We start from the raw sequence: 24658 nt of genomic DNA, 5'->3' as shown, positions 1-24658 counted from the left end.
AAACCTGTCTCCCACCCAACCAGCAAAATCTAAGGAGACTGGAAGTCGCGTCTAACTCTTTGCTAAAGAACCGGCTTTCCGGGGGCTTGCGGGGGTCGGGGCAACCTCGATGAGCGCCGACCGGGGCTTCGGCGGCGCAGCCACGCCACGTCCCCGCACGTGACCCTCACGCCATTGAGGCGATCGCGCTGTTAGGCTGCGATGGCTGTCGGTTGCTAGTCGGGGGGCTTGTGACATGGCCTGTGGCAGGGATCAGCCGCCCGGTCAGCCGAGCTAGAAGGCGAACGAAACAGCAGGGTCCGGACGGAAAGAGCATCGTGCGCGGCGCAGAGATCAGGGGCGAGATCAAGGCCCTGACGGGACTGCGCATCGTCGCCGCGGTATGGGTGGTGCTGTTTCACTTCCGGCCCATGGTGAGCGATGTGTCGCCCGATTTCCGCGAAAACCTCTCGCCGGTGCTCAACTGCGGCGCGCAGGGTGTCGACCTGTTCTTCATCCTCAGCGGATTCGTGCTGACCTGGAACTACCTTGAACGCATGGGCCGGTCGTGGTCGAGGCGCGAGACGGCTCACTTCCTGTGGCTGCGCCTGGCCAGGGTGTGGCCGGTTTACCTGGTCACGCTGCACTTGGCGGTCGTGTGGATAATTTTCACCCTCCACGTCGGTCACGTGCCGTCGCCCGACGTGGCCAAGCTCACCGCGATCAGCTACGTGCGCCAGGTTCTGTTGGTGCAACTGTGGTTTGAGCCGTTCTTCGACGGGACCAGCTGGGACGGGCCGGCCTGGTCGATCAGCGCGGAATGGCTGGCCTACCTGCTGTTCGGCGCGCTCGTCCTGGTGATTTTCCGGATGAAGCTCGCCACGCGGGCGCGCACCCTGATGGTGCTGGCCTTCGTGGCGCAGCTGCCGCCGATGGTGCTGCTGCTGACCAGCGGCTTCTTCTACACGCCGTGGAGCTGGCTGCCGCGCATCGTCACTCAGTTCACCGCGGGTGCCCTGGCCTGCGCCGCCGTGCGCAGGCTGGAGCTCAGCGATCGCGCCCGCCGCGTGGTCGGATACGTTTCGCTGCTCATCATCGTCGCCATGGTGGGCAGCCTCTACCTGCTCGACACGTTTCCGATCCACGGCGTCCTGGACAGCGGCGGGGTGGTCGACGTGCTGTTCGTTCCGTTGGTGATGGCGCTGGCGGTCGGTGTGGGCAGCCTGCCGAGGCTGCTGTCGACCCGGGTGCTGGTTTACGGCGGCCAGATCTCGTTCTGCCTGTACATGGTGCACGAGCTGGTGCACACCGGCTGGACATGGGCCGTGGTGCAGTTCCAGCTCACGCCGTGGCACTCCGACTCGCCATGGAAGTGGAACATCTTCGGCCTGCTCGCGATCGCCGTGGCTTTCTCGAGCCTGATGTATCACTTCGTCGAAGAGCCCGCCCGTCGTTGGATGCGCAGGATGGTTGACATCAGGCCCGCGACCACGAATGCCGAGTTCGACGAGTCGGCAGGCGCAAAGCTTCGTCAGATCGACGGTGGGCTGGAAGGGGTTTCGGCGCGCGCGGTGTGACTCATGGCCGGGGTAGCTGCCGGGAGTTTGCGCCAGTTTCCTCGTATAATCGTGTTGATCTAGTTGGGGCACACGATGATTCGTTTTGTGGTGGGGGTATTAGTGAGTCGTCTTGGCATGGTGATCGTGAGTCTGGGTCTTCTGGTCGGCCTGGTCCCGGAAACCCCGGCAATCCTGGGCAACCCGGCCCAGTCGGAACGGGTGCGGGCATATGACCTGCTGACCCAGGACTTCTTGCTGAAACACGTCGCAGTGATCGGCGACTCCTATACCACCGGCACCGACGAAGGCGGCCAGGGCCCGAACGCATGGACCGCTCGCGCCTGGCAGACGCTCGCTCAGCGAGGCACGCAGATCGGAGCCGATGTGGCAGCCGAGGGCAAAGCGGGCTATGCCGCGCCAGGCGACCACGGCAGCATCTTCGAGGATCTGACTGCCAGGGCGGTCAAGCCCGACGATGCGCTGGTGGTGTTCTTCGGCTCCCGCAACGACCAGGGCGCCGATCCCGGGCTGCTCGCCGAAAAGGCCCGCGAAGCCTTCCTTTTGGCGCGCCGCTTTGCGCCGACCGCGAGGTTCCTGGTGATCGGACCGCCGTGGCCGACCGCCGATGTACCCGCATCCGTACTACAGATTCGCGACGTGATCAACGCTCAGGCCCGGGCCGTGGGAGCAGCGTTCGTCGATCCGATCGGGGACCGGTGGTTCGTCGACAGGCCCGATCTGATCGGCGTGGACGGCGTGCACCCCAACGACGCGGGGCATGAGTATCTGGCGGACACGATCGCACCGCTGATTCGCATGCAACTATCCAGATGATCAAAGTGTCTTCCGCACCAGGCGTTCAGTCCTCTGCGTGCCGTTCGTAGTCCCAGCGCTCAAGGCGCGCTTGCAAAGTCAGCAACCCAATAGCGGCGAGGGGCGTGGCCACCGAAAGGCAGACCATCAGTAGCGGCGTCATCCGAAAACCTCCCAAAGAACTTATTTGGTATGACGTGCTGCTTCGGCGATAAGTTCACCCGAGTTCAGTCGTCCGACACGGTGCGATCGGCCAGCGCGCCGAGCACGGGTGCCAGCAGTTGCGCGTACTCGGTTGTCACGTGGTTGTCGTCCCGAAACACCAGGGAGCCGCCGACGATCACCGGGCAACGGTCGAGGTGCAGAACCGTCTGCTCGGCGGCGACGCCGTCGCCGTTGACCGCGACCGGCCGTGCCGGCGCGCAGGTGTTGGCGGCACCGGCTAGGACGCCATCCAGGCCAGCTCGCCGGGTAGCTGTGTGCGCCAGTAGACCGTGTCGTGCCCGCCAAGCGAGAAGCTGCCCGCCGGAGGCTTTTTCAGCTGGCCGACGAACTGGCGGGTGGCGAAATAGAAGCGGTCAAAGGTGCCGCAGTCCACGCGCAGGGGAATCGAGTTCAGCGCAGGCAGACCCAGCACGCTGTTTTGCACATAGTCGTCGTAACTGTCGAAAGCCCCGGGCGCGCTGCCGGTGAACGAGGTGTACAACGCCGGGCTGATCGCGCAGATCCCGGCGACTCGCGACGGTCCCAGCCGGGCGCCCAGCAGCAGCGAGCCGTATCCGCCCATCGACCACCCCATGAAGCCCACCCGGGAGGTGTCCATGCCCATCGAGCTCAGCATCGGCAGCAGCTCTTCGAGCACCATCGCACCGGAGTCCCCGCCCGAAGCCCTTCGGTGCCAATAGGTGTTGCCGCCGTCGACGCCTACCACGGCGAATGGCGGCCTGCCGTCTTTAACGAGTTTGGCCAAGCCGTCTTCGACACCCATTTCCAGCATCTGGGTGGCGTCGCCGTCCATGCCGTGCAGTGCGATCACCGGCCGCAGCATTCCGGTCTGGCCCGGCGGCATGGCGATCACCCAGTTGGTCTTGATGCCGCCGCGGGCCGCTGAGATGAACGAGCCGGTGAGCTTGGTCGGCAGGGTGCTGTCCGCGGTCGGGGGCTCGAACGGCGCGGGAGCCTGCGGCGGCTCCAACGGCGTGGGAGCCTGCGGCGGCGCCGCTTGCGGTTCGAGCGGATCCAGCAGGGCGCTGAGCGCCCAGACGCCGGCGGCAGCCGCGCTGGCACCGGCGCCCATGCGCAATACCACACGGCGTTTCAGGTGAGGCACGAGCGACATAATGCCGCCACGCACCGCGTTTACCGCCACAGCCACGCCGGGCCGGAAAGTACCGTAACTGCGCCGTGACAGTCGGGATCCAATCTCGCCGGATTGAACCCTCGCGTGACGGGCCGGCCTCCCGGAGGATTGACTATCCAGTATCGCGTCAATATCGCGCCTACCCTGAGGCGCGGAAGGAGAGCGAATGAGCCTGGCATTTCACTGGTTTCTGCCGACGTATGGGGATTCGCGAAACCTGTTGGCCGGCGGGCACGGCACTTCGATGCAGGGCGACCGTCCTGCGAGTTTGCGCTATTTGCACCAGATTTGCGCGGCCGCCGAAGACAACGGTTTCGAGGCGGTGCTCACCCCCACCGGGTTGTGGTGTGAGGACGCCTGGTTGACGACGGCAATGTTGATCGAGGGCACCGAGACACTGAAATTCTTGGTCGCCTTTCGTCCCGGGCTGATCAGTCCGACCCTGGCCGCGCAGATGGCCGGAACCTTCCAGCGGCACTCGCGCGGACGGCTGCTGCTCAATGTCGTCACCGGCGGTGAGCCGCATGAGCAGCAGGCCTACGGGGATTACCTGGACAAACAGTCCCGCTACGCGCGCACCGCCGAGTTCTTACATGTCGTGCGGGAACTGTGGACTTCTCGTGAGCCGGTGACCTTCACAGGTGACCACATTCGGGTTGAGGGTGCCGCGCTGAACAACCCGCCGGACCCGGTGCCGGCGGTGTTCTTCGGCGGATCGTCGGGACCCGCCGGACCGGTGGCGGCCAAGTACTCCGACGTCTACCTGACCTGGGGTGAGCCGGTGACCGCCGTCGGCGAGAAACTGGACTGGATACGCGGCCTGGCCGCCGAGAACGGTCGGCAGCTGCAGTACGGTCTGCGGATCCACGTGATCAGCCGCGACACCTCAGAACAAGCGTGGGCCGAAGCCGACCGGCTGTTGGCGGCCGTCGACCCGGCGGACGTCGAGCGGGTGCAATCCAGCCTGGCGCGCAGCGAATCGGAGGGGCAGCGCCGCATGCTGCGGTTGCACGGCGGGAGCACCGAGAAGCTTCTGGTGGCGCCCAATCTGTGGGCCGGGGTGGGCCTGGTGCGCGGTGGTGCCGGCACCGCCCTGGTCGGCTCGCACGCCGAAGTCGCCGAACGACTGGCCGAATACGCCGCGCTGGGCATCGACCACTTCATCCTGTCGGGATACCCGCACCTGGAGGAGGCCTACTGGTTCGGCGAGGGCGTGCTGCCGCTGCTCGAGCGCAAGGGCCTCTGGACGCATCCGAACCGCACGTCGCAACCGGCCGCGGCGACGCCGTTCGCGGTCTCGTCGGCGCACTAGCTTTGGCGGCCCGGTCGCCGAGCCTGCGCTGAGGGCGTGATTTCGGCGCGGCTCTCGCGCCCTGTGCGCAGGCTCGGCGTCGTCACTGCAGACTCGGTTGGTGCCCGGCGAGCCGATGTGCTGTGGTTAGCCATGGCCGGCACTCCGCAACTGCGGCAAGGTCTGTCGCAGCGGCAGCTCAGCATGATCGCCATCGGCGGGGTGATCGGCGCCGGACTGTTCGTCGGGTCCGGGGTGGTGATCAAAGACACCGGGCCTGCTGCGTTCCTGACCTACTCGCTGTGCGGTCTGCTCATCATCCTCGTGATGCGGATGCTGGGCGAGATGGCCACCGCCAACCCGTCCACCGGCTCGTTCGCTGATTACGCGGCGCAGGCCCTCGGCGGCTGGGCAGGCTTTTCGGTCGGCTGGCTGTATTGGTACTTCTGGGTGATCGTGGTCGGCTTCGAGGCGGTCGCCGGCGGGAAAGTCCTCAACTACTGGCTCCCTATGCCGCTGTGGCTATCGGCGCTGTGCCTGATGCTGCTGATGACCGCGACCAACTTGTTCTCGGTGTCATCCTTCGGCGAGTTCGAATTCTGGTTCGCCGGAATCAAAGTCGCGACCATCGTGATCTTTCTCGTCGTCGGCACGCTTTTCGCGATGGGCGCGCTGCCGGGCCATCACACGGATTTTTCCAACCTCACCTCGCACGGCGGCTTCTTCCCGAAAGGCGTCGGGGCCGTCTTCGCCGCCATCGTGGTGGTGATCTTCTCGATGGTGGGCGCGGAAGTCGTCACCATCGCCGCCGCCGAAAGCTCCTACCCCGAGCGAGCGGTCCAGCGCGCGACGAGATCGGTGGTCGCGCGCATCGCGATCTTCTTCGTCGGTTCGGTGTTCTTGCTCGTCGTGATCCTGCCGTGGAACTCGGTGGAGCTCGGCTCCTCGCCCTACGTCGCCGCGCTCAAACACATGGGACTGCCCGGCGCGGACCAGGTGATGAATGCGGTGGTGCTCACCGCGGTGCTGTCCTGTCTGAACTCGGGCCTGTACACCTCGTCGCGGATGCTGTTCGTGCTCGCCGACCGGCACGAGGCGCCGGCGCAACTGGTGAAGCTGAGCCGGCGTGGGGTGCCCTACGTGGCGATCATGATTTCGTCGGCGGTCGGTTTCGGTTGCGTCATCATGGCGTGGGTGGCGCCGCGCACGGTGTTTCTCTTTCTGCTCAACTCGTCGGGCGCCATCATCTTGTTCGTCTACTGGCTGATTGCTTTGTCGCAGATTGTGTTGCGCCGCCGCACACCTGACGAAAAGCTGCGGGTGAAGATGTGGTTTTTTCCGGTGCTGTCGATCCTCACGCTCGCTGGAATCACCGCCGTGCTGGTGCAGATGGCGTTCGACCGCACTGCCCGCAGCCAACTGTGGCTCAGCCTGCTGTCCTGGGCCGTGGTGATCGGGTTTTACTTCGGCGCGCGTGCCCGCAACCGGATTGAAAGGGGCGAGCCAGATGTCACCCCGACGTGAATGCGCCTGAGCCCCAATGCCGTTCGACGGACTTGATTAACGCGGTCAGTGTCGCGTTCACCGGCGCTTCGACGCCGACGCGCGCCCCCTGCCGCGGGACGGCCCCGTTGATGACGTCGATCTCGCTGACCCGGCGCGCCTCGTGGTCGAGCAGCGCCGACGGTTTGGCGTCGGGTATCCGCGCGCCGAATTCCCGCACATGCGTGACCGGGTCGGTGACGGCGATCGCGATCCCCGACGCGCGGGCGACGTCGAACGCCTCCGTCGCCGCCGCCCGGCTGACCGAGCCCATCTCCGGGTCGTCCATCACTTGGCCGACGGTCATATGAGTCAACGCGCACGGCGCGCTGTAAGCGACGTTGCAGATCAGCTTCTCCCACTGCATGGCGGCGATGTCGGTGACCGCGGCGGCGTCGAGTCCGGCATTGGTCCAGGCGCGTGCGATCGACTCGACCGTCGCGTACGGCAGCGACGAATAGGCCCCGAAACGCATCGCCCGCATGGCGTTGTGATGCACATGGCCAGGGGCGACGCGCGAGGCCCCGAATCCGCTGGCGATCCCGACCGCGAGCCGGTCATCCCCGACGATGCCGGCGACGGTCTCCGCCGACCCGAGGCCGTTCTGGATGGTCAGCACCGGCGTGCTGTTGCCCAGCATCGGAAGCGCTTGCTGAGCACCGGATGTCACGTCTGCGGCCTTGACGGCGAGCACAACCAGGTCCATCGTCTCGGTCGGCGCGACGGTGCTCGCCCGCAGCGGCACCACGTAATCGGAACCGGGGCCGGTGACCCGCAGTCCGTGCCGGGCGACCTGGGCCATGCTGGCTTCGTCGGAGTCGATCGCCACGACGTCGTTGCCCGCGGCGGCGAGTTTGGCGGCATAGATGGAACCCATTGCACCGCAACCGATTACTGCAATCCTCATCCGCATGTTCCCGGGTCAGGCCGTCGGTTCGGTGGTCAGCTCGGCGATCAATTCAGCTAAGCCGGCCTTCTGCTCGAGGCCGAAGCCCGGTGCGTCCGCCGGCGCGATCCGGCCCTCGGTGACAACGCAGCTGTCGGGATACCCGCCGAAGGGTTGGAACACTGAAGGATATGACTCGCATCCGCCCAGGGCCAGGCCGGCCGCGATGTGCAGGTTGATCAGGTGCCCGCCGTGCGGGAAGGCGAATCGGCGATCGAAGCCGTGGGTCTCGAGCACCTCGATCATGCGTGCGTATTCCGTCAATCCGTAACTCAACCCGGCGTCCATCTGGAAAATGTCGAGCCCCGGCCGCATGCCCCCGTATCGAACCAGATTGGTCACGTCGGGCACCGACAACAGGTTTTCGCCGGTGGCCACCGCTCCGTCATAGCAGGCCGTCACCGCGCGGTTCAGCTCGAAATCCAGTGGGTCGCCTGGCTCTTCGTACCAGCGCAGACCGTGGCGGGCCAACGCCGCCGCCCACTGCGTCGCGGTCGACCGGTCGAACCTGGCGTTCGCGTCGACTGCGACCCCTCCCGCGTTGCCGACGACGTCGATGACCGCCTCGATGCGTGCCAAGTCTTCGCCCAGCGGCGCGCCGCCGATCTTCATCTTGACCGTGTTGTAGCCCAGATCGCGGTAGCGGCGCATCTCGTCGCGCAACTGATCGAGTCCGCTATGCGGGTAGTAGTAGCCGCCGGCGGCATACACCGCAACCGTGGGGGTCGGCTCCTGCCCGAAACGCCGCGCGATGGTCGCGTACGCGGGTTCGTCGTCGAGTTTGGCGTTCAGGTCCCAGCACGCCAGCTCCAGGGCGGCGGCCGCGGCCGCCCGGTCGCCGTGGCCACCCGGCTTTTCGTCGGCGAGCGCGCACGCCGACACCGCGGCCGGGTCGAGCCGTCCCGAGTCGTCCAGCAGCGTGTCCGGGGAAGCGGCCAGCACACGCGGAATCATCCGGTCGCGAAGTATCCCGCTCTGGGCGAACCGGCCGATCGAGTCGAACGCGACCCCGAACACGGGCTTTCCGTGTCGTACGGCATTCAGTGCAACCAAAGAGACCGTGTGGCCGGAGAAGTTGACAATCGCATTCGCGGGGGCGTCGCCCGGGCTGCCGTGTAATCGGACCGGCCGCTCGACGATCGCAGTGAGCTTGGTCACCCGGTCCGTGTGAACAGGACGGCCTGCTCGAACGGCAGCCGGGCGAAAACCCCCTGACCGCGGACGACGTGCGTGGCCGCTTCGGCTTTGCTGATGACCTGCGGGTCGGCGATGCCGAAAGTCTTGCCGTAGCGGCGCATTTGCCCTCCGCCCGCCGCCTTGAGGTTCTTCAGCAAGTCGCGGTCGGGGCCGTAGGTCGGCAGCACCGCCGCACCGGGCTTGCCGTCTACCTCGGCGCTGAACACACTCACCGGGGTGCGGTAGGGCTTTCCGGAGCGCCTTCCGACGTGCTCGATGATGGCGAACGTCGGGGCCCAGCCGGCCCACATCCGCTGGATGGGATTGGTGACGTGACGGTTGAACCGAGCCACTCCTTGAGGAAGTTGCATACAACCCATCCAACTCGCGGCCCGGGCCGACATCAACCCGCACGGCGCGTCGCGGGCATCAGCCTGCGGGCAAGCCGAGCCGGCAGTGACGGCGCCGGGTGCCACGGCTGCGCGTCGTGCGCCGGCCATGCGTAACAGGGGGGTCTGGCCGTCCAGGAGCTGTCGCAGAGTCGGGATGGCCAGTTCGCGGGCGGACCAGTCGTACAGAGATTCCAAGCGAGGTTGGATGACTCCGACATCGAGCAGGTGCCCTATTCCGTGTTCAGCGCGCAGGTAGGGCGCGAGGTCATCGCCGAGCGGGTAACGGTCGGGCAGCACCCGGGAAAGTGACAGGAATATGCCGGTCATGCCCACTCGTGGGTCGCCGAGGGGTCGGCCCGCGAAGGCCAGCCAGCCGAGCGCGAGTCGGGGCCGGGCGACCAGCGCGTAGGTGTAGAGAACCCGGATCAGCACCAGATTGATGAAGAAGCGTTCGACGCGGCTCTCACGGGATGCGAGGTGTTCGTGTTCGAGATAAGCGCTGACGACGCTCATGTTGTCAGCGCGGTACCAGCTCACGGCGGTGGGATGCCGGATGAACCCCAGCCAAGCGGCGACCGTGGGAGAACTCGGAGACCCTGTGCTACCGAACGCCAGGGCACGGGCTTCGCAGCCGTCGTAAAGGAGGCGTTCGTTCATCGCTCGCCACCATGGGCTCCCCGGGGTGGGCGAACCGGATGGGTTGAGGAGTCCTCTGCGCAGCTGCCATCTCATGAACGCCGATGCGGCCTGGCGGAAGGGCAGATAGCCGCGGTCCATGTGGGATGGGACCCGGTAACAGTTGCATCAGTACGAGCCGCGCGCTCGGATCGTCGCGGACCGCGCTCACCTGGGCGAGCGCGACGGCGGCGGCCGACTGCCGGATCACAGCTCAATTGTGGCAATTCCGAACCAGAATTGCGCCGAGCGTTTCGCCAGAAGCCGTGCGAGCGTCGCGTCGCATCGTCGTTGCGGGCGATCAACGTCGCACAACCACCGATGAACTATTACACCCCGTAGTCGAACGGGTCGAGAAGGCTGGGACACTGGTCGGCATGGGTAGCACTGACCAGGCGCTCGCGCGGGTGCGTACCTCGGCACAGCTGTTCGAGGACGCCTGTGCGGTCATTCCCGGCGGGGTGAACTCCCCGGTTCGGGCCTTCACCGCGGTGGGCGGCACCCCGCGGTTCATCACCGAGGCTCACGGCTGCTGGCTCACCGACGCCGACGGCAACCGCTACGTCGACCTGGTGTGCTCGTGGGGCCCGATGATCCTGGGGCACGCGCACCCGGCCGTCGTCGAGGCCGTCACCAAGGCCGCCGCTTCCGGCTTGTCGTTCGGGGCACCGACGCCGGCGGAGGGCTGGCTGGCCACCGAGATCATCGGGCGAGTGGCACCCGTCGAGCGGATACGCATGGTGAACTCCGGCACCGAGGCCACCATGAGCGCCGTGCGGCTGGCCCGCGGGTTCACCGGCCGCGCCAAGATCGTCAAGTTCTCCGGCTGCTACCACGGCCATGTCGATGCGCTGCTCGCCGACGCGGGTTCCGGGGTGGCGACGCTGGGCCTGCCGTCCTCGCCGGGGGTCACCGGCGCTGCCGCGGCCGACACAATTGTGTTGCCCTACAACGACGTCGACGCCGTGCGGCAGACGTTCGCCCGGTTCGGTGACGACATCGCGGCGGTGATCACCGAAGCCAGCCCCGGCAACATGGGTGTCGTCCCGCCGGCGGCCGGCTACAACGCGGCGCTGCGCGCGATCACCGCCGAGCACGGCGCGCTGCTGATCGTCGACGAGGTCATGACGGGTTTCCGGGTCAGCCGAAGTGGTTGGTACGGAATCGATCCGGTCGCCGCCGACCTGTTCACCTTCGGCAAGGTGATGAGCGGTGGGCTGCCGGCCGCCGCATTCGGCGGCCGGGTCGAGGTGATGGAACGGCTGGCGCCGCTGGGGCCGGTGTACCAGGCCGGGACGCTGTCGGGTAACCCGGTGGCGATGGCCGCCGGGCTGGCCACGCTGCGCGCCGCCGACGACGCGGTCTACGCGGCCCTGGACGCCAACGCCGACCGGCTGGCCGGGCTGCTCGCCGACGCGCTGACGAATACCGGTGTGCCGCACCAGATTCCGCGGGCCGGCAACATGCTCAGCGTCTTCTTCTCCGAGACGCCGGTGACCGACTTCGCGTCGGCTCGGGCCAGCCAGACGCACCGTTATGCTCCCTTCTTTCATGCGCTGCTGGACGCGGGCGTCTACCCGCCGTGCAGTCCCTACGAGGCGTGGTTCGTCTCGGCCGCGCTCGACGAAACGGCGTTCGAGCGCATCGCCGAAGCCTTACAACCCGCGGCCCGCGCCGCCGCCCGGGAGCGGGAGTCCTGATGGCCGAGCACACCCGCGTTCACGTGGTGCGGCACGGCGAGGTGCACAACCCGAGCGGCGTCCTCTACGGCCGGCTGCCCGGATACCACCTCTCCGAGAACGGCAGGACGCAAGCGGCAGCGGTGGCCGACGCGCTGGCTCACCGCGACATCGTCGCGGTGATCGCCTCCCCGCTGCAGCGCGCCCAGGAGACCGCCGCACCCATCGCCGCAAAGCACAGCCTGCCGGTGGACACCGATCCCGATCTGATCGAATCGGCCAACTTCTTCGAGGGCCGTCGCATCGGCCCGGGCGACGGCGCCTGGCGGGACCCCCGATTCTGGTGGCAGCTGCGCAACCCGCTCAGGCCGTCGTGGGGCGAGCCCTACCGGCAGGTCGCCGAACGCATGGCGACCGCGGCGGACAAGGCACGTGCCCGGGGCGCCGGGCACGAGGTGGTGTGCGTCAGCCACCAACTGCCGGTGTGGACGCTGCGGCTGCACCTGACCGGTAATCGGCTCTGGCATGACCCGCGGCGACGGGAATGCGGGCTCGCCTCGGTGACCACCCTGATCTACGACGGCGATCGCCTCGTCGATGTCGAGTACTGCCAACCGGCGGGCGCTTGACCATGCGCAGGATGGCGATAGCCGGTGCACTGTTGGTGACGCTGTTGGCGGGCTGTTCCGGACGCGACGCGGTCGCCCAGGGCGGCACGTTCGAATTCGTCTCGCCCGGCGGCAAGACCGACATCCTCTACGACCCGCCCGCAAGTCGCGGCCGCCCGGGCCCGCTGTCCGGGCCGGACCTGGCGGATCCGGCGCGCACAATCTCGCTGGACGAGGCCGCCGGGCCGTTCGCCGGCCCCTTTACTGGGCGGGTGGTCGTCATCAACGTCTGGGGGCAGTGGTGCGGGCCGTGCCGCGCCGAGGTCACCCAACTGCAGCGGGTGTATGACGCCACCCGCAGCTCCGGGGTGTCCTTCCTGGGCATCGACGTCCGCGACAACAACCGCCAGGCGGCCCAGGACTTCGTCGACGACCACCATGTCACCTATCCATCGATCTATGACCCGGCCATGCGCACGCTCATCGCTTTCGGCGGCAAGTACCCCACCACCGTGATCCCGTCCACGTTGGTGCTGGATCGCCAGCACCGGGTCGCCGCGGTGTTCTTGCGTGAACTGTTGGCCGAGGATCTGCAGCCGGTGGTGCAACGGTTGGCTTCAGAGAAATGACCGGCTTCGCCCAAATTGCCGCCGCGGGACCGCTGCTGCTGGCGCTCGCGGTGTGCTTGCTGGCGGGTCTGGTGTCGTTCGCCTCGCCGTGTGTGGTGCCGCTGGTGCCGGGCTACCTGTCGTATCTGGCTTCCATCGTTGGAGGCGTCGGCGTCTCCGAAGGGGAGGCGCAGCCGGGGGCCGTCAAGGCTCTTCCGGCCGCCCGGTGGCGGGTCGCCGGATCCGCGGTGCTGTTCGTGGCAGGGTTCACCACGGTGTTCGTGCTCGGCACCGTGGCGGTACTGGGCATGACGACCACGCTGATCACCAACCAGGTTCTGCTGCAGCGGGTCGGGGGAGTGCTGACCATCGTGATGGGCCTGGTGTTCGTCGGTCTCATCCCGGCGTTGCAGCACCCGGCGCGGTTCAGCCCGCGGCAGCTGACGACGGTGGCGGGGGCGCCGCTGCTCGGCGCGGTGTTCGCGCTCGGCTGGACGCCGTGCCTGGGGCCGACGCTGAGCGGGGTGATCACCGTCGCCGCGGCCACCGACGGCGCCAACGTGGCACGCGGGATCGTGTTGACGATCGCCTACTGCCTGGGGCTGGGGATTCCGTTCGTGCTGCTGGCGTTCGGTTCGGCGGGGGCCGTGTCGGGCCTGGGTTGGCTGCGGCGGCACAGCCGGGGCATTCAGATCTTCGGCGGCGCCCTGCTGATCGCGGTCGGTGCCGCGCTGGTCACCGGCGTCTGGAACGACTTCATCTCGTGGCTGCGCGACGCGCTCGTGTCCGACGTGAGGTTGCCGATTTGACCGCGGGAGCAGACATAAAACCACCCCAAAATGGGCCAGTTTGGGGGCTTTTGCGTCTGCTCGCCGCAAAAACCCGCAATGCCTGGCGCTCGCTGACCTCGATGGGTACCGCGCTGGTGCTGCTGTTCCTGCTCCCGCTCGGCGCGACACCCGGCGCGCTGCTGCCGCAGCGCAGCCTCAACGCCGGCAAGGTCAACGACTACCTGACCGCCCACCCGGTGATCGGCCCGTGGCTCGATGCGCTGCAGGCCTTCGACGTGTTCTCCAGCTTTTGGTTCACCGCCATCTACGTGCTGCTGTTCGTGTCGTTGGTCGGCTGCCTGACCCCGCGGATGATCGAGCACGCCCGCAGCCTGCGTGCCATGCCGGTGGCCGCCCCGCGCAACCTGGCTCGGCTGCCCAAGCACACCAGCTCGCGGTTTTCCGCCGACTCCGCCGACCCCAACGCCCTGGAAAATACCGCCAACACCATCGCCGGGCGGTTGCGCGGCTGGCGCTCGACCATCAGGCACCCCGACGACGGCGCCCCGGTAACGGTCGAGGTCTCCGCCGAGAAGGGCTACCTGCGCGAATTCGGCAACCTGGTCTTCCACTTCTCGCTGTTGGGGCTGCTGGTCGCGGTGGCCGTCGGCAAGCTGTTCGGCTACGAGGGCAACGTGATAGTCATCGCCGACGGCGGCCCCGGCTTCTGCTCGGCATCGCCGGCCGCCTTCGACTCCTTCCGCGCCGGCAACACCGTCGACGGCACGTCGTTGCATCCGATCTGTGTCCGGGTCAACGACTTTGCGGCGCACTACCTGCCGTCGGGGCAGGCCACCTCGTTCGCCGCCGACATCGACTACCAATCGGGCGGCGACCTGACAGCGAACACCTGGCGGCCCTACCGGCTGGAGGTCAACCACCCGCTGCGAATCGGCGGTGACCGGGTGTACCTGCAGGGCCACGGCTACGCGCCCACGTTCACCGTGATCTTCCCGGACGGGCAGACGCGTACCTCGACCGTGCAATGGCGACCCGACAACCCGCAGACCCTGCTGTCGTCGGGGGTGGCCCGCATCGACCCGCCCGCCGGGAGTTATCCCAACCCCGACGAGCGACGCAAACACGAGATCGCGATCCAGGGCCTGCTGGCGCCGACCGCACAGCTCGACGGCGTCCTGCTGTCGTCACGCTTCCCGGCCCTGAACGCCCCGGCGGTGGCCATCGACATCTACCGCGGTGACACCGGCCTGGACACCGGGCGGCCCCAATCGCTGTTCTCGCTGGACCCCCGGCTGATCGATCAGGGCCGGCTGACCAAGGAAAAGCGGGTCAACCTGCGGGCCGGCGAACAGGTCCGGCTCGACCAGGGCCCGGCGGCCGGCACCGTCGTCCGCTTCGACGGCGCCGTCCCGTTCGTGAACCTGCAGGTGTCGCACGACCCCGGCCAGACCTGGGTGCTGGTTTTCGCCATCACGATGATGGCCGGACTGCTGGTATCGCTGCTGGTGCGCCGCCGCCGGGTGTGGGTCCGGCTCACCTCCGCGGGCGAGGACGCCCCCGGTACGGTGAATGTCGAGCTGGGCGGCCTGGCGCGCACCGACAATTCCGGGTGGGGCGACGAGTTCGAGCGGCTGACCGAGAGGCTGCTGGCCGGGCTCGGCGAGCCGGTCCGCCCGACCACCACCGCCGCCCAGGCTGGAAGGGCCGGAAGGGACGCCACATGAATACCCTGCACGTCAACATCGGCCTGGCGCGCTATTCCGACTGGGCGTTCACCTCGGCCGTGGTGGCGCTCGTGGTCGCGCTGCTGCTGCTGGCCTTCGAGCTGGCGTACGTCGGTGGCCGCCGCGCGGACACACGTGCGCGCGTGCTGGCAGGCTCGGTCGCCGCCGACAGCGCCACCCCCGGCGTCGTCGACGACGCCGCAGCGCGGCCGTTCGACGAACGCGTCGGGCGCGCCGGGCTGGCCGTGGTCTACCTCGGCATCGGGCTGCTGCTGACGTGCGTCGTGCTACGCGGCCTGGCCACCATGCGGGTGCCGTGGGGCAACATGTACGAGTTCATCAACCTGACCTGCTTGAGCGGGTTGGTGGCGGGCGCGATCGTGCTACGCCGCCCGCAGTACCGCCCGCTGTGGGTGTTCCTGCTGGTGCCGGTGCTCGTGCTGCTCACGGTGTCCGGACGCTGGCTCTACACCAACGCCGCACCGGTGATGCCGGCGCTGCAGTCCTACTGGCTGCCCATTCACGTGTCGGTGGTCAGCCTCGGTTCGGGGGTGTTTCTGGTCGCCGGCATCTCCAGCATCCTTTTCCTGCTGCGCACCTCGCCGCTGGGCGACTCCGACAATCCCGCAAACGCTGACAGCCGTCTGGCGCGCGTGGTGCAGCGTTTGCCCGACGCGCAGACCCTGGACCGGATCGCCTACCGGACGACGATCTTCGCGTTTCCGGTGTTCGGTTTTGGGGTAATTTTCGGTGCGATCTGGGCCGAGGAAGCCTGGGGCAGGTACTGGGGCTGGGATCCCAAGGAGACCGTGTCTTTCGTCGCATGGGTGATCTATGCGGCTTATCTACATGCCAGGTCGACCGCGGGATGGCGAGACAGGAAAGCAGCATGGATCAACGTCGCGGGATTCGTGGCCATGGTCTTCAATTTGTTCTTCGTTAACCTGGTAACCGTGGGCCTGCACTCGTATGCGGGCGTGGGCTGACTGCTCTTCGGCGATCGACCTGAGTGCCTACAAAAAGGGGGAGTACACGTGTCCGACAATCCGACAACCGGCCCAACCAGCCTCGACGCGCCCGAGACGTTGCACAGCCGCACCGGCGTCGACCATCAGACCACCCAATTGCCGTCCGCGCCGTACCTAGGCCAATCGCAAGGCGGATCGCCCGTAGAATCCGGCGGCGAAGCCCCGACCCGGGCCTTCGCCGGATTCCGCACCGAGCAGCGCCGGCCCGCGGCCGATGCCCGCGCCGCGGCGCCGCCCACCGCTCCGGCCGGGATGCCACCGTGGGATTCCACGCCGGTCACCGGCATCCCGCGGGTCGACCCGGCGGGCTTCGGGGGCTATCACGGCGACCCGGCCGAGGCGCCCGTGCGGCCAGTGGACTCCTCTTACCGTCGCGAGCTGGTGCCACACACGCCGTATCCGGAACTGTCCACCAGCATGCTGTTGCGGCAGGTCAAACCGCCGCCATCGGACGGCTGGCGCCGGTTGCTCTACACGATGTCCGGTCAGCTGATCAATCTGGGCGAAAGTCCCCGGGCCGCGCGGTACCACGACCTGGTGGCCCGGGTGAACCGGCCCCTGCGGGGTTGCTACCGGGTCGCGATGGTGTCGCTGAAGGGTGGTGTCGGCAAAACCACGATCACCGCGACGCTGGGAGCAACCTTCGCCTCCCTCCGCGGCGACCGGGTGATGGCCGTGGACGCCAGCCCCGACCGCGGCACCCTGAATCAGAAGGTGCCGCTGGAGACGGCGGCCAGCGTCCGGCAGTTGCTGCATGACGCGAAAGCCATCGAGCGCTACAGCGACATCCGCCGCTACACCTCGCGGGGACCCAGCGGGCTGGAGGTGCTGGCATCGGAAAGCGATCCGGCGATCTCGGATGCGTTCAGCGCCGACGACTACACCCGCGCCATGGAGATCCTGGAGCGGTTCTATGGCTTGGTCCTCACCGATTGCGGCACCGGGCTGCTGCACTCGGCGATGTCATCGGTGCTGGACAAGGCTGATGTGCTCGTCGTGGTCAGCTCGGGATCTATCGACGGCGCGCGCAGCGCCTCGGCGACGCTGGACTGGCTCGACGCGCACGGCCACGAGGACCTCGTGCGCAACTCGGTCGCGGTCATCAACGCCGTGCGGCCGCGGACGGGCAATGTCGACATGCAAAAGGTGGTCGATCACTTCGCGCGGCGCTGCCGCGCGGTGCGGTTGGTGCCCTTCGACTCTCATCTCGAGGAGGGCGCCGAGATCAGCCTGGACCGGTTGCGGCGGTCCACCCGCGAAGCGCTCACCGAGCTCGCGGCCGTGGTTGCCGATGGGTTCCCGAGCGACTCGCGGCCTGCCGCGGGCTCCTAGCGCGGGTTATTTGTCCCCTTGTCCTAGCCGCCGCAGGAAGTCCGGATCGTCGTCAGGACCGATCACCCGAGTCTTGGACCGGTTGGCCTGGGACCGCGCTGCTCGCCAGCCGACGTAGATCAGCGTCCCGAGCACCAGGACCAGGAGCAGGTAGAGCACGCAACACCTCCTTGGAGCGAATATACCCGCGCCGTAGGCTCGACACGTGTCAGAAGGGCCGAGCGGCAACAGCACTGGGAATCGGGTCGTCATCGACGTTGTGCTCTACGCGACGGCCCGGTTGGCGCTGGTGGTCGCGGTCAGCGCCGCGATCTACGGGGTCGCGAGGTTGCTGGGGGTCACCGAATTCCCCATCGTCGTGGCGGTGTTGTTCGCCATGATCATCGCGATGCCCCTGGGCATCTGGCTGTTCACCCCGCTGCGCCGGCGGGCCACCGCCGCGCTTGCCATAAGCGGCGAGCGGCGCCGTCGGGAACGGGAAGACTTGCGGGCCCGGCTTCGCGGCGAGGCCACACCCGACGAGACGCCCGACCAGGAGTGAGATCAGCCGACGCCGGGCGGCATCCGCACCACCTGTGCGGCGTAGGTCAGGCCCGCGCCGTAACCGATCAGCAGGGCCAGATCGCCGGGCTTGGCCGCCCCAGTTTCCAGTAGTTCGGCCATCGCCAAGGGAATGGAAGCCGCTGAGGTGTTTCCGGTGTGCTCGATGTCGTTGGCGATAACCGCATCCGGGCGCAACTGCAGGGTCTTGGCCAGCAGTTCATTGATTCGACTGTTGGCCTGGTGAGGGACGAACACGTCGATCTGATCGGGCCCGACGCCTGCCGCGTCCAGCGCCTGCCGGCCGACGTCGCCCATTTTGAATGCCGCCCAACGGAACACCGCGGGACCTTCGAGCCGCACGAACGGGCGTGGGCCACTTGGGTTCTGCGCGAACGTGATCCAGTCGATGTCCTGGCGGATGGCGTTGGCCTGTTCACCGTCGCTACCCGCAACGATCGGTCCGATGCCTTGCACGGGTGTCTCGCCCACCACCACTGCGGCCGCGCCGTCGGCGAAGATGAAGCAGTTGCCGCGGTCGCGCATGTCGATGGTGGGGGACAGTTTCTCCGTGCCGATCACCAGCATCTTGGCGGCAGCTCCGCCCCGGATCATGTCGGCCGCCGCGCCGAGCGCGTATCCGAACCCCGCGCACCCTGCCGAGATGTCGAAGCCGAGAACGCCCTCGGCGCCCAGCGCCGACGCGACCATCGGGGCAGCAGGCGGGGTTTGCAGGAAATGCGTGTTGGTGGTGACGATTACGCCGTCGATGTCGGCCGGGGCGAGTGAGGCGATGGAAAGTGCGCGCCGACCGGCCTCGATCGCCATGGAAGCGGCGGATTCGTCGTCAGCGGCGAATCTGCGGGTCTTGATTCCGGTTCGGGAGTAGATCCACTCGTCGGAAGAATCGATGTTCTGGCAGATCTCGTCGTTGCTGACCACCCGTTCGGGCCGGTAAGACCCGACGCTGAGCAAGCCGACGTTCTTCGGCCCACTGGTCGTGGCGATCTGACTCATGCCGTCCTTATCTGGAGGTGCTGCATCGACTGTATGCGCGTTGGTGTGGGCCCTGGGCCGCAGGTGTCAATGGCACTTGTCAACCTTCATTGACGCCAGGTCGCTGTCAAGTTACATTGACACGATGAGTGAGCTGTCCGACCCGTCCCACCTCGACCTGGGGCCGGCCGCCGACGCGGCGGGCACCGCCGACCCGGCGGTCGGGCTGCGCGCGGTGCGCGCGCTGCAGCGACTGCAGGAGCGCCTGGAGGCGATCCACGTCGCCAACGCGCGCGAGCAGGGCTGGAGTTGGCAGGCCATCGCTGAGACCCTCGGCGTGAGCCGGCAGGCCGTGCACCAGAAGTACAACCGGAGGAGATGACGCATGTTCGAGCGCTTCACCCGTCAGGCCCGGGTAGCCGTCGTACTCGCCCAGGAGGAGGCCCGCGAGCTGTGCACCCGCGAAATCGCGCCGCAGCACCTGCTGCTGGGGATCCTGCAGACGGCCGGGCATGACCTGTCCGCCGTGTTGAGTGGCTACGGGCTGACGGTCGACGCGGTGCGGGCGCGGCTGATCGAGGCTGCCCCGAAAACCGACGAGTCGCGCCCAGATTTTGCTGAGGACTCGGAGGCGCTGCGCGCCATCGGCATCGACCTGCGGGCCGTGCGCGACAGCGTGGCACGCACCTTTGGCCCCGACGCGTTCGACGACGCGGTGTCTCAGTCGGGGCGGCGTCGCCGTCGGCGGGGGCATATCCCGTTCACGCGTCCCGCCAAAAAGACACTCGAGTACGCGGTGCGCGAAGCTTTGGCCCACAAGGACAACGAGATCGGCTGCGAGCACCTGCTGCTGGGCATTCTGCGCAGCGGCGACAAGGAGGCCCTCGGGCTGATCACCGGGCACTTGTACACCGCGCAGTTGCGCGCGGCGATCCTCGCACTGCTGGACAAGGCGGCTTAGGTAGCGAACCGCATCGAGTGTGCGTCCACGGCGATGACACACCGGGCGGACTCCGCCGTGAACGCACAGTCAAAGCGGTAGATGCACTCTCAGGCCCCTAGCGCCAAAGCCGCCGCCACCGCTATCGCCCACACCAGCATCGCCAGCCCGGTGTCGCGCAGCACCGGGATCAACTCAGGCCCACCGCGGCCGGATCGCACCGGTCCCGCCGCGCGCACGGCCAGCGGGGTGGCCACCAGGCCCACGGCACACCACGGCGTCGCCAACATCAGCGCCAGGGTCAGCACCCCGGCGGTGACCAGCAGCGCCTGGTAGAGCACCCGGGTGCGGGCGTCGCCCAGGCGTACCGCCAGGGTGAGCTTTCCGGACTGCGAATCGGTGGGGATGTCGCGCAGGTTGTTGGCCACCAGCACCGCCGACGACAGCGCCCCAATCGACACCGCCAGCACTAGCCCCACCCAGTCCACCCGCAGGGCCTGGGTGTACTGGGTGCCGAGCACGGCGACCAGGCCGAAGAACACGAACACCGCGACCTCGCCCAGCCCCGCATAGCCGTAGGGTTTCGACCCGCCCGTGTACAGCCAGGCCCCGGCAATGCACGCGGCGCCGACCGCGGTCAGCCACGGCGCGGTCAGTAGCGCCAGCACCAGCCCGGCCGCCGCGCCGACGGTCAGGCTGACCATCGCCGCGGCCAGCACCGATCGCGGGGTCGCCAGCCGCGAACCCACCAGCCGCAGCGGGCCGGCCCGTTCGTCGTCGGTGCCGCGGATGCCGTCGGAGTAGTCGTTGGCGTAGTTGACCCCGATGATCAACGCGAGCGCGACGGCCAGCGCCAGCAGCGCCTTCCACCACACCGCGGCGTGCAGCCACGCCGCCGCGCCGGTCCCCGCGATGACCGGTGCCACCGCGTTGGGCAAGGTGCGCGGACGCGCGCCGGAGATCCACTGCGCGAAAGTGGCCACCAAGGCATCCTGCCCTATGCACCACAATGGGCGGATGCTCGGAGTGATTGGCGGCAGCGGCTTCTATGCGTTCTTCGGTCCCGATAGCCGCGACGTCCACGTCGACACCCCGTATGGCGAGCCCAGCGCCCCGATCACCGTAGGCACCGTCGGGGAGCACGAGGTCGCGTTCCTGCCCCGCCACGGCGCACAGCACGAGTACTCGGCGCACACCGTGCCCTATCGCGCCAACATGTGGGCACTGCGCAAGCTCGGTGTGCGGCGGATCCTCGCCCCGTGCGCGGTCGGCAGCCTGACCCAACAACTCGGTCCGGGCACCGTGGCCGTGCCCGACCAGATGGTCGACCGCACCCGTGGTCGCGCCGACACCTACTTCGATTCCGGCGCCATTCACGTCGACTTCGCCGACCCGTACTGCCCGACGCTGCGGGCCGCCGTCACCGGCCAGCCCGGTGTGGTCGACGGCGGCACCATGGTGGTGATCCAGGGGCCGCGATTTTCCACCCGGGCAGAAAGCCGTTGGTTCGCCGCCGCCGGTTTCACCCTGGTGAACATGACCGGGTATCCGGAGGCAGTGCTCGCCCGTGAACTCGAAATATGCTATGCGGCAATCGCTTTGGTAACAGATCTGGATGCCGGCGTCGCGGTCGGCGAGGGCGTGAAAGCCGTCGACGTGTTCGCTCAGTTCGAAAAGAACATGGAGCTGCTCAAGAAGCTGGTGCGCGAGGCGATCGGTGGCGTCGCCGTGGAGCGCACATGCACGCACTGCCTGCCGCACACCGGCGTCACGTTGCCGTTCGAGCTGCCATGAGGGTGTTGCTCACCGGCGCCGCCGGTTTCATCGGGTCCCGGGTGGGCGTGGCACTGCGGGCGGCCGGCCACGACGTCGTCGGTGTCGACGTCTTGCTGCCCGCCGCGCACGGACCCAACCCGGTGCTCCCGGACGGATGCCGGCAGGTCGACGTCCGCGACGCCGACGCGCTGGCTCCGTTGCTGGCCGGTGTCGACCTGGTGTGCCACCAGGCCGCGATGGTCGGTGCCGGCGTGGACGCCGCGGACGCGCCCGCCTATGGCGGCCACAACGATTTCGCCACCACGGTGCTGCTGGCGCAGATGTTCGCCGCCGGGGTGCGCCGCCTGGTGCTGGCGTCGTCGATGGTGGTGTACGGGCAGGGCAACTACGCCTGCCCCGACCACGGGCTGGTCGACCCGCTGCCGCGGCGGCGCGCCGACCTGGACGCCGGGGTCTTCGAGCATCGCTGTCCGGCCTGCGGGGTGCCGGTCACCTGGCGGCTCGTCGACGAGGACGCTCCGCTGCGGCCGCGCAGCCTGTACGCGGCCGGCAAGACTGCGCAGGAGCATTACGCGCTGGCGTGGTCGGAGTCGAGCGGCGGCTCGGTGGTGGCATTGCGCTACCACAACGTCTACGGCCCCGGGATGCCGCGTGACACCCCCTATTCCGGGGTGGCCGCGATCTTCCGTTCGTCCCTAGAAAAGGACGAGCCGCCAAGGGTTTTCGAGGACGGCGGGCAGATGCGTGACTTCGTGCACGTCGACGATGTGGCCGCGGCGAACCTCGCGGCGGCACATTCGCTAGAGGTCGAGCGCGACGGCTTCACCGCCGTCAACGTCTGTTCCGGGCGGCCCATCTCGATCCTGGAGGTGGCCACCGCGCTGTGTGATGCGCGCGGTGGCGCGCCATCGCCGGTCGTCACCGGGCAATACCGCAGCGGGGATGTGCGCCACATCGTCGCCGACCCCGCTCGCGCCGAGCAGGTGCTGGGTTTCCGCGCGGCCGTCGATCCGCGCGCGGGCCTACGTGAATTCGCGTTCGCGCCGTTGCGGTAATTCGACTTTACGTCGGGTCGTGCGGCGGCCGGTAGATCCTGGGCTTGGATTTCTGTGGGATCTGGATCTGGCGTGTGGCGGAGTCGTCACCGCGGAAGATCCGGGGCGGCCCGGGCGGCCGCGACAGGACGGCGGTGGGCGCTTCCCCGGCGGGTCGGGTCGGGATACGCGTCGTTGCGGCGGCCGACGGTGGGACGGGGGTGGGCCGCTTTGCGCCACGGGTGTGGGCGGCGCGACGCTTCGGACCTCTTCGGCCTGGGCGGCTTCGGCGGGTCTGCTGACCCGAAATGATCGCGGCGGCAAGGATACCCAGCGTCAGCCCGCACAGCGCCACATCGAAGGTGCTGGTGATCTGCTGGGCGAGATCGTTTCCGTAGACCGGGTTGGCCCACCCGCCGCCGTTGGGGGGCTCCTGGAACCGCGGAGCCAGCACGACGCCCACCACGACACGCGAAATGCCGAGCGTGCAGAGCAGTCCGCACAGCGACGTGGTCAGCCTCGTCGACACCGATGCATTGGCCAGGGTGACCCGAAGCCAGATCGCAAGTACCCCGGTGGCCAGGTCGAACACGGCCAGCGTAATGGTGTCGTAGCGCGAGTACGGGTAATTCAATGTCACCGCGACGGCGAGGTCGGTGATCCGCATCAGCACCGACCCCAGAGACCATACGGCGATGAGCAGCAAGCCTTTTCGGGCCGCCGCCCGCCAGGGACTCTCAGCGTCCGGTGCGGCGTTGCGGTAGCCCAACAGCGTCCGTGGCGCGAAGATCGCCGCGGCCGCGGCCCAGGCCAGATAACCCTCGTATCCGACGCCGGCCGTCGAGGTGTTCTGCGCGATGGCGTGGAATGCGTCGATGTCGCGGCCGACGGGAAGGCACCACACCAGGATCCCGGCGACCAGCGTCGAGGCCCCGAGCGCGACGGTTGCGAGCCGGGAAGCCTTGGTGCTGCGCAGCAGCCAGCTGGACGCGACGAGGACGACGGCCAGCGCCACCGCGCCGTACACCACCGCCGTCGCGATGACTGCGATGTTCTGCTTGCCAAAACCGCCCGAGCCCTGCAACGCGTAGCGCACCCGCCACCACAGGTGGAAGGCAGTGCTCAGCGATGCGACGACCATCGAGGCGCAGCCGATGATCTGGGCGGACCGGAACCGGTCAGCGTCTGCGGCGGGTTCCGCGTTTGGGCCCGCGATCACCGGCTGCGCGGCCAACAGCGAGCCGGCAACCCCCAGCCATGCCCCCGGCCCGACACCACCCGGCACGTGCACGCCGCCGCCGGATCGGATCGTTTGGACCACGTCGAACACGATGAAAGCGACGACCAATAACTGATAGGGGATGTTCAGCAGCACGCGGAGCCGGGTCACGGCGAGGGAAAGCAGGGACAGCAGCGTCACCACCCCCAAGAGCGCGAAGAGCGCTGTCCGGCTGTCCGGGATGCCGAGGCCGAAATACAAGTTCCACGGCAGGAACAGCGCAACTACGAGCAAGACTCCGGCGGTCACGTCGCGCACGATGTTCCACCGGCGCAGTGGGTCCCCGATCGCGCGCGGGGCCCCCGGCTGGATCTGCCCCCTGATAGGACCGGTAAGCGCGTCGTCGCTGCCTTGGCTCACGATGCTCCCCAGGTGGTCAATGAATGTCAAAGAAGGTGGTGCGGCGAGGCAACACCCTGTTGGGCGGAGTGCGTTGCTCGCTTGCGAACATATTCTCCGTTCGGACGGCGCGGCAATGGCTGGGAGTAGGCAATTTCGCGGCGGTGGTGTCCGCGGCAACCGTCGGGGCCGGTTGCGGTTCCGGTTACGCTGCGCTCATAGGCGAATCTGATCCAAATGATGGATACTGC

At 67.9% G+C, this 24658-nt stretch carries 24 protein-coding genes and 1 pseudogene; 16 read left to right on the top strand and 9 right to left on the bottom strand.

The genetic code is table 11. The annotated features are described in order from the left end of the window. The first annotated feature begins 317 nt into the window (after positions 1-317). On the top strand, positions 318-1556 hold the full coding sequence (locus ACLP9N_RS09130; protein WP_442407089.1) for an acyltransferase family protein: 1239 nt from the start codon (positions 318-320) through the stop codon (positions 1554-1556). A gap of 102 nt (positions 1557-1658) precedes the next feature. Then, positions 1659-2372: an Rv0518 family GDSL lipase gene (locus tag ACLP9N_RS09125; protein WP_442407120.1), complete on the top strand. Its 714-nt coding sequence runs from the start codon at positions 1659-1661 to the stop codon at positions 2370-2372. Between the two features lie 206 nt (positions 2373-2578). Here ACLP9N_RS09125 and ACLP9N_RS09120 read toward each other — a convergent pair. Continuing rightward, positions 2579-2815, bottom strand: a pseudogene (locus tag ACLP9N_RS09120) (acyltransferase family protein); the annotation flags it as partial. After that, positions 2794-3690 (bottom strand): alpha/beta hydrolase, encoded by an 897-nt coding sequence (locus ACLP9N_RS09115; RefSeq protein WP_442407088.1) that lies wholly within the window; start codon positions 3688-3690, stop codon positions 2794-2796. The pseudogene ACLP9N_RS09120 and the gene ACLP9N_RS09115, both read right to left, overlap by 22 nt. A gap of 187 nt (positions 3691-3877) precedes the next feature. Here ACLP9N_RS09115 and ACLP9N_RS09110 point away from each other — a divergent pair, with 187 nt between their 5' ends. Both ACLP9N_RS09110 and ACLP9N_RS09105 read left to right on the top strand, forming a co-directional pair. Continuing rightward, positions 3878-5023: an LLM class flavin-dependent oxidoreductase gene (locus tag ACLP9N_RS09110; protein ID WP_442407087.1), complete on the top strand. Its 1146-nt coding sequence runs from the start codon at positions 3878-3880 to the stop codon at positions 5021-5023. A gap of 132 nt (positions 5024-5155) precedes the next feature. Next, entirely contained in the window at positions 5156-6526 is a 1371-nt protein-coding gene (locus ACLP9N_RS09105; protein ID WP_442407086.1) for an amino acid permease, read from the top strand. On the opposite strand, the gene ACLP9N_RS09100 is transcribed toward ACLP9N_RS09105, so the two are convergent. Genes ACLP9N_RS09100 through ACLP9N_RS09090 form a run of 3 tightly spaced genes read right to left on the bottom strand, consistent with a single transcriptional unit; the run spans position 6513 to position 9037 of the window. Beyond that, positions 6513-7451 carry a ketopantoate reductase family protein gene (locus ACLP9N_RS09100; RefSeq protein WP_442407085.1) on the bottom strand — a complete coding sequence of 313 codons (939 nt, stop codon included), beginning with the start codon at positions 7449-7451 and terminating at the stop codon, positions 6513-6515. The genes ACLP9N_RS09105 and ACLP9N_RS09100 overlap by 14 nt on opposite strands. A 15-nt stretch (positions 7452-7466) precedes the next feature. Continuing rightward, on the bottom strand, positions 7467-8648 hold the full coding sequence (locus ACLP9N_RS09095; protein WP_442407084.1) for an enolase C-terminal domain-like protein: 1182 nt from the start codon (positions 8646-8648) through the stop codon (positions 7467-7469). Beyond that, positions 8645-9037 (bottom strand): nitroreductase family deazaflavin-dependent oxidoreductase, encoded by a 393-nt coding sequence (locus ACLP9N_RS09090; protein ID WP_442407119.1) that lies wholly within the window; start codon positions 9035-9037, stop codon positions 8645-8647. Before ACLP9N_RS09090 ends, ACLP9N_RS09095 begins: the two co-directional genes overlap by 4 nt. Before the next feature lie 1073 nt (positions 9038-10110). Between ACLP9N_RS09090 and hemL the strand changes: the two genes are divergently transcribed. The 7 genes from hemL (at position 10111) to ACLP9N_RS09055 (ending at position 17503) form a co-directional block, all read left to right on the top strand. Further along, the gene (hemL, locus tag ACLP9N_RS09085) at positions 10111-11433 is read left to right on the top strand and encodes a glutamate-1-semialdehyde 2,1-aminomutase (protein ID WP_442407083.1); all 1323 of its coding nucleotides are present in this window, start codon (positions 10111-10113) and stop codon (positions 11431-11433) included. Further along, positions 11433-12041, top strand: a complete 609-nt coding sequence (locus ACLP9N_RS09080; RefSeq protein WP_442407082.1) for a histidine phosphatase family protein — start codon at positions 11433-11435, stop codon at positions 12039-12041. The genes hemL and ACLP9N_RS09080 overlap by 1 nt, the downstream gene beginning before the upstream one ends. 2 nt (positions 12042-12043) lie before the next feature. Continuing rightward, the gene (locus ACLP9N_RS09075; RefSeq protein ID WP_442407081.1) at positions 12044-12649 is read left to right on the top strand and encodes a TlpA disulfide reductase family protein; all 606 of its coding nucleotides are present in this window, start codon (positions 12044-12046) and stop codon (positions 12647-12649) included. Beyond that, the gene (locus ACLP9N_RS09070) at positions 12646-13437 is read left to right on the top strand and encodes a cytochrome c biogenesis CcdA family protein (protein ID WP_442407080.1); all 792 of its coding nucleotides are present in this window, start codon (positions 12646-12648) and stop codon (positions 13435-13437) included. The genes ACLP9N_RS09075 and ACLP9N_RS09070 overlap by 4 nt, the downstream gene beginning before the upstream one ends. A gap of 101 nt (positions 13438-13538) precedes the next feature. Next, on the top strand, positions 13539-15143 hold the full coding sequence (locus ACLP9N_RS09065) for a cytochrome c biogenesis protein ResB (protein ID WP_442407118.1): 1605 nt from the start codon (positions 13539-13541) through the stop codon (positions 15141-15143). Continuing rightward, positions 15140-16129, top strand: a complete 990-nt coding sequence (gene ccsB / locus ACLP9N_RS09060; protein WP_442407079.1) for a c-type cytochrome biogenesis protein CcsB — start codon at positions 15140-15142, stop codon at positions 16127-16129. Before ACLP9N_RS09065 ends, ccsB begins: the two co-directional genes overlap by 4 nt. Positions 16130-16177: 48 nt before the next feature. Next, positions 16178-17503, top strand: a complete 1326-nt coding sequence (locus ACLP9N_RS09055; RefSeq protein ID WP_442407078.1) for a MinD/ParA family ATP-binding protein — start codon at positions 16178-16180, stop codon at positions 17501-17503. A gap of 6 nt (positions 17504-17509) precedes the next feature. On the opposite strand, the gene ACLP9N_RS09050 is transcribed toward ACLP9N_RS09055, so the two are convergent. Then, positions 17510-17662, bottom strand: a complete 153-nt coding sequence (locus ACLP9N_RS09050) for a hypothetical protein (RefSeq protein WP_442407077.1) — start codon at positions 17660-17662, stop codon at positions 17510-17512. A 46-nt stretch (positions 17663-17708) separates the two neighbouring features. Between ACLP9N_RS09050 and ACLP9N_RS09045 the strand changes: the two genes are divergently transcribed. Next, positions 17709-18044, top strand: a complete 336-nt coding sequence (locus tag ACLP9N_RS09045) for a DUF4229 domain-containing protein (RefSeq protein WP_442407076.1) — start codon at positions 17709-17711, stop codon at positions 18042-18044. A gap of 2 nt (positions 18045-18046) precedes the next feature. Here the strand turns inward: ACLP9N_RS09045 and fabH are convergent, their stop codons facing one another. Next, positions 18047-19060, bottom strand: coding sequence for a beta-ketoacyl-ACP synthase III (gene fabH, locus ACLP9N_RS09040; protein ID WP_442407075.1), 1014 nt, complete (start codon positions 19058-19060; stop codon positions 18047-18049). Positions 19061-19184: 124 nt separating this feature from the next. On the opposite strand from fabH, the gene ACLP9N_RS09035 reads away from it, so the two are divergent. Both ACLP9N_RS09035 and ACLP9N_RS09030 read left to right on the top strand, forming a co-directional pair. Then, positions 19185-19421, top strand: a complete 237-nt coding sequence (locus tag ACLP9N_RS09035; RefSeq protein WP_442407074.1) for a helix-turn-helix domain-containing protein — start codon at positions 19185-19187, stop codon at positions 19419-19421. A gap of 3 nt (positions 19422-19424) precedes the next feature. Further along, positions 19425-20000, top strand: a complete 576-nt coding sequence (locus tag ACLP9N_RS09030) for a Clp protease N-terminal domain-containing protein (RefSeq protein ID WP_442407073.1) — start codon at positions 19425-19427, stop codon at positions 19998-20000. Positions 20001-20089: 89 nt separating this feature from the next. On the opposite strand, the gene ACLP9N_RS09025 is transcribed toward ACLP9N_RS09030, so the two are convergent. Next, a complete protein-coding gene (locus tag ACLP9N_RS09025; protein ID WP_442407072.1) occupies positions 20090-20962 on the bottom strand; it encodes a 1,4-dihydroxy-2-naphthoate polyprenyltransferase in 873 nt (290 codons plus the stop codon). Between the two features lie 34 nt (positions 20963-20996). Between ACLP9N_RS09025 and ACLP9N_RS09020 the strand changes: the two genes are divergently transcribed. Both ACLP9N_RS09020 and ACLP9N_RS09015 read left to right on the top strand, forming a co-directional pair. Continuing rightward, positions 20997-21773: an S-methyl-5'-thioadenosine phosphorylase gene (locus tag ACLP9N_RS09020; RefSeq protein WP_442407071.1), complete on the top strand. Its 777-nt coding sequence runs from the start codon at positions 20997-20999 to the stop codon at positions 21771-21773. After that, complete coding sequence (locus ACLP9N_RS09015; RefSeq protein WP_442407070.1) at positions 21770-22810, top strand: NAD-dependent epimerase/dehydratase family protein; 1041 nt, start codon at positions 21770-21772, stop codon at positions 22808-22810. The genes ACLP9N_RS09020 and ACLP9N_RS09015 overlap by 4 nt, the downstream gene beginning before the upstream one ends. Before the next feature lie 7 nt (positions 22811-22817). Here the strand turns inward: ACLP9N_RS09015 and ACLP9N_RS09010 are convergent, their stop codons facing one another. Further along, a complete protein-coding gene (locus tag ACLP9N_RS09010) occupies positions 22818-24380 on the bottom strand; it encodes a DUF7937 domain-containing protein (RefSeq protein ID WP_442407117.1) in 1563 nt (520 codons plus the stop codon). Positions 24381-24658 lie beyond the last annotated feature (278 nt).

The sequence above is a fragment of the Mycobacterium sp. genome (assembly GCF_052144515.1).
Classification (GTDB): domain Bacteria; phylum Actinomycetota; class Actinomycetes; order Mycobacteriales; family Mycobacteriaceae; genus Mycobacterium.
The sequence above is the reverse complement of the archived record's forward strand: the minus strand, read 5'-3'. Positions and strand labels throughout refer to the sequence as shown.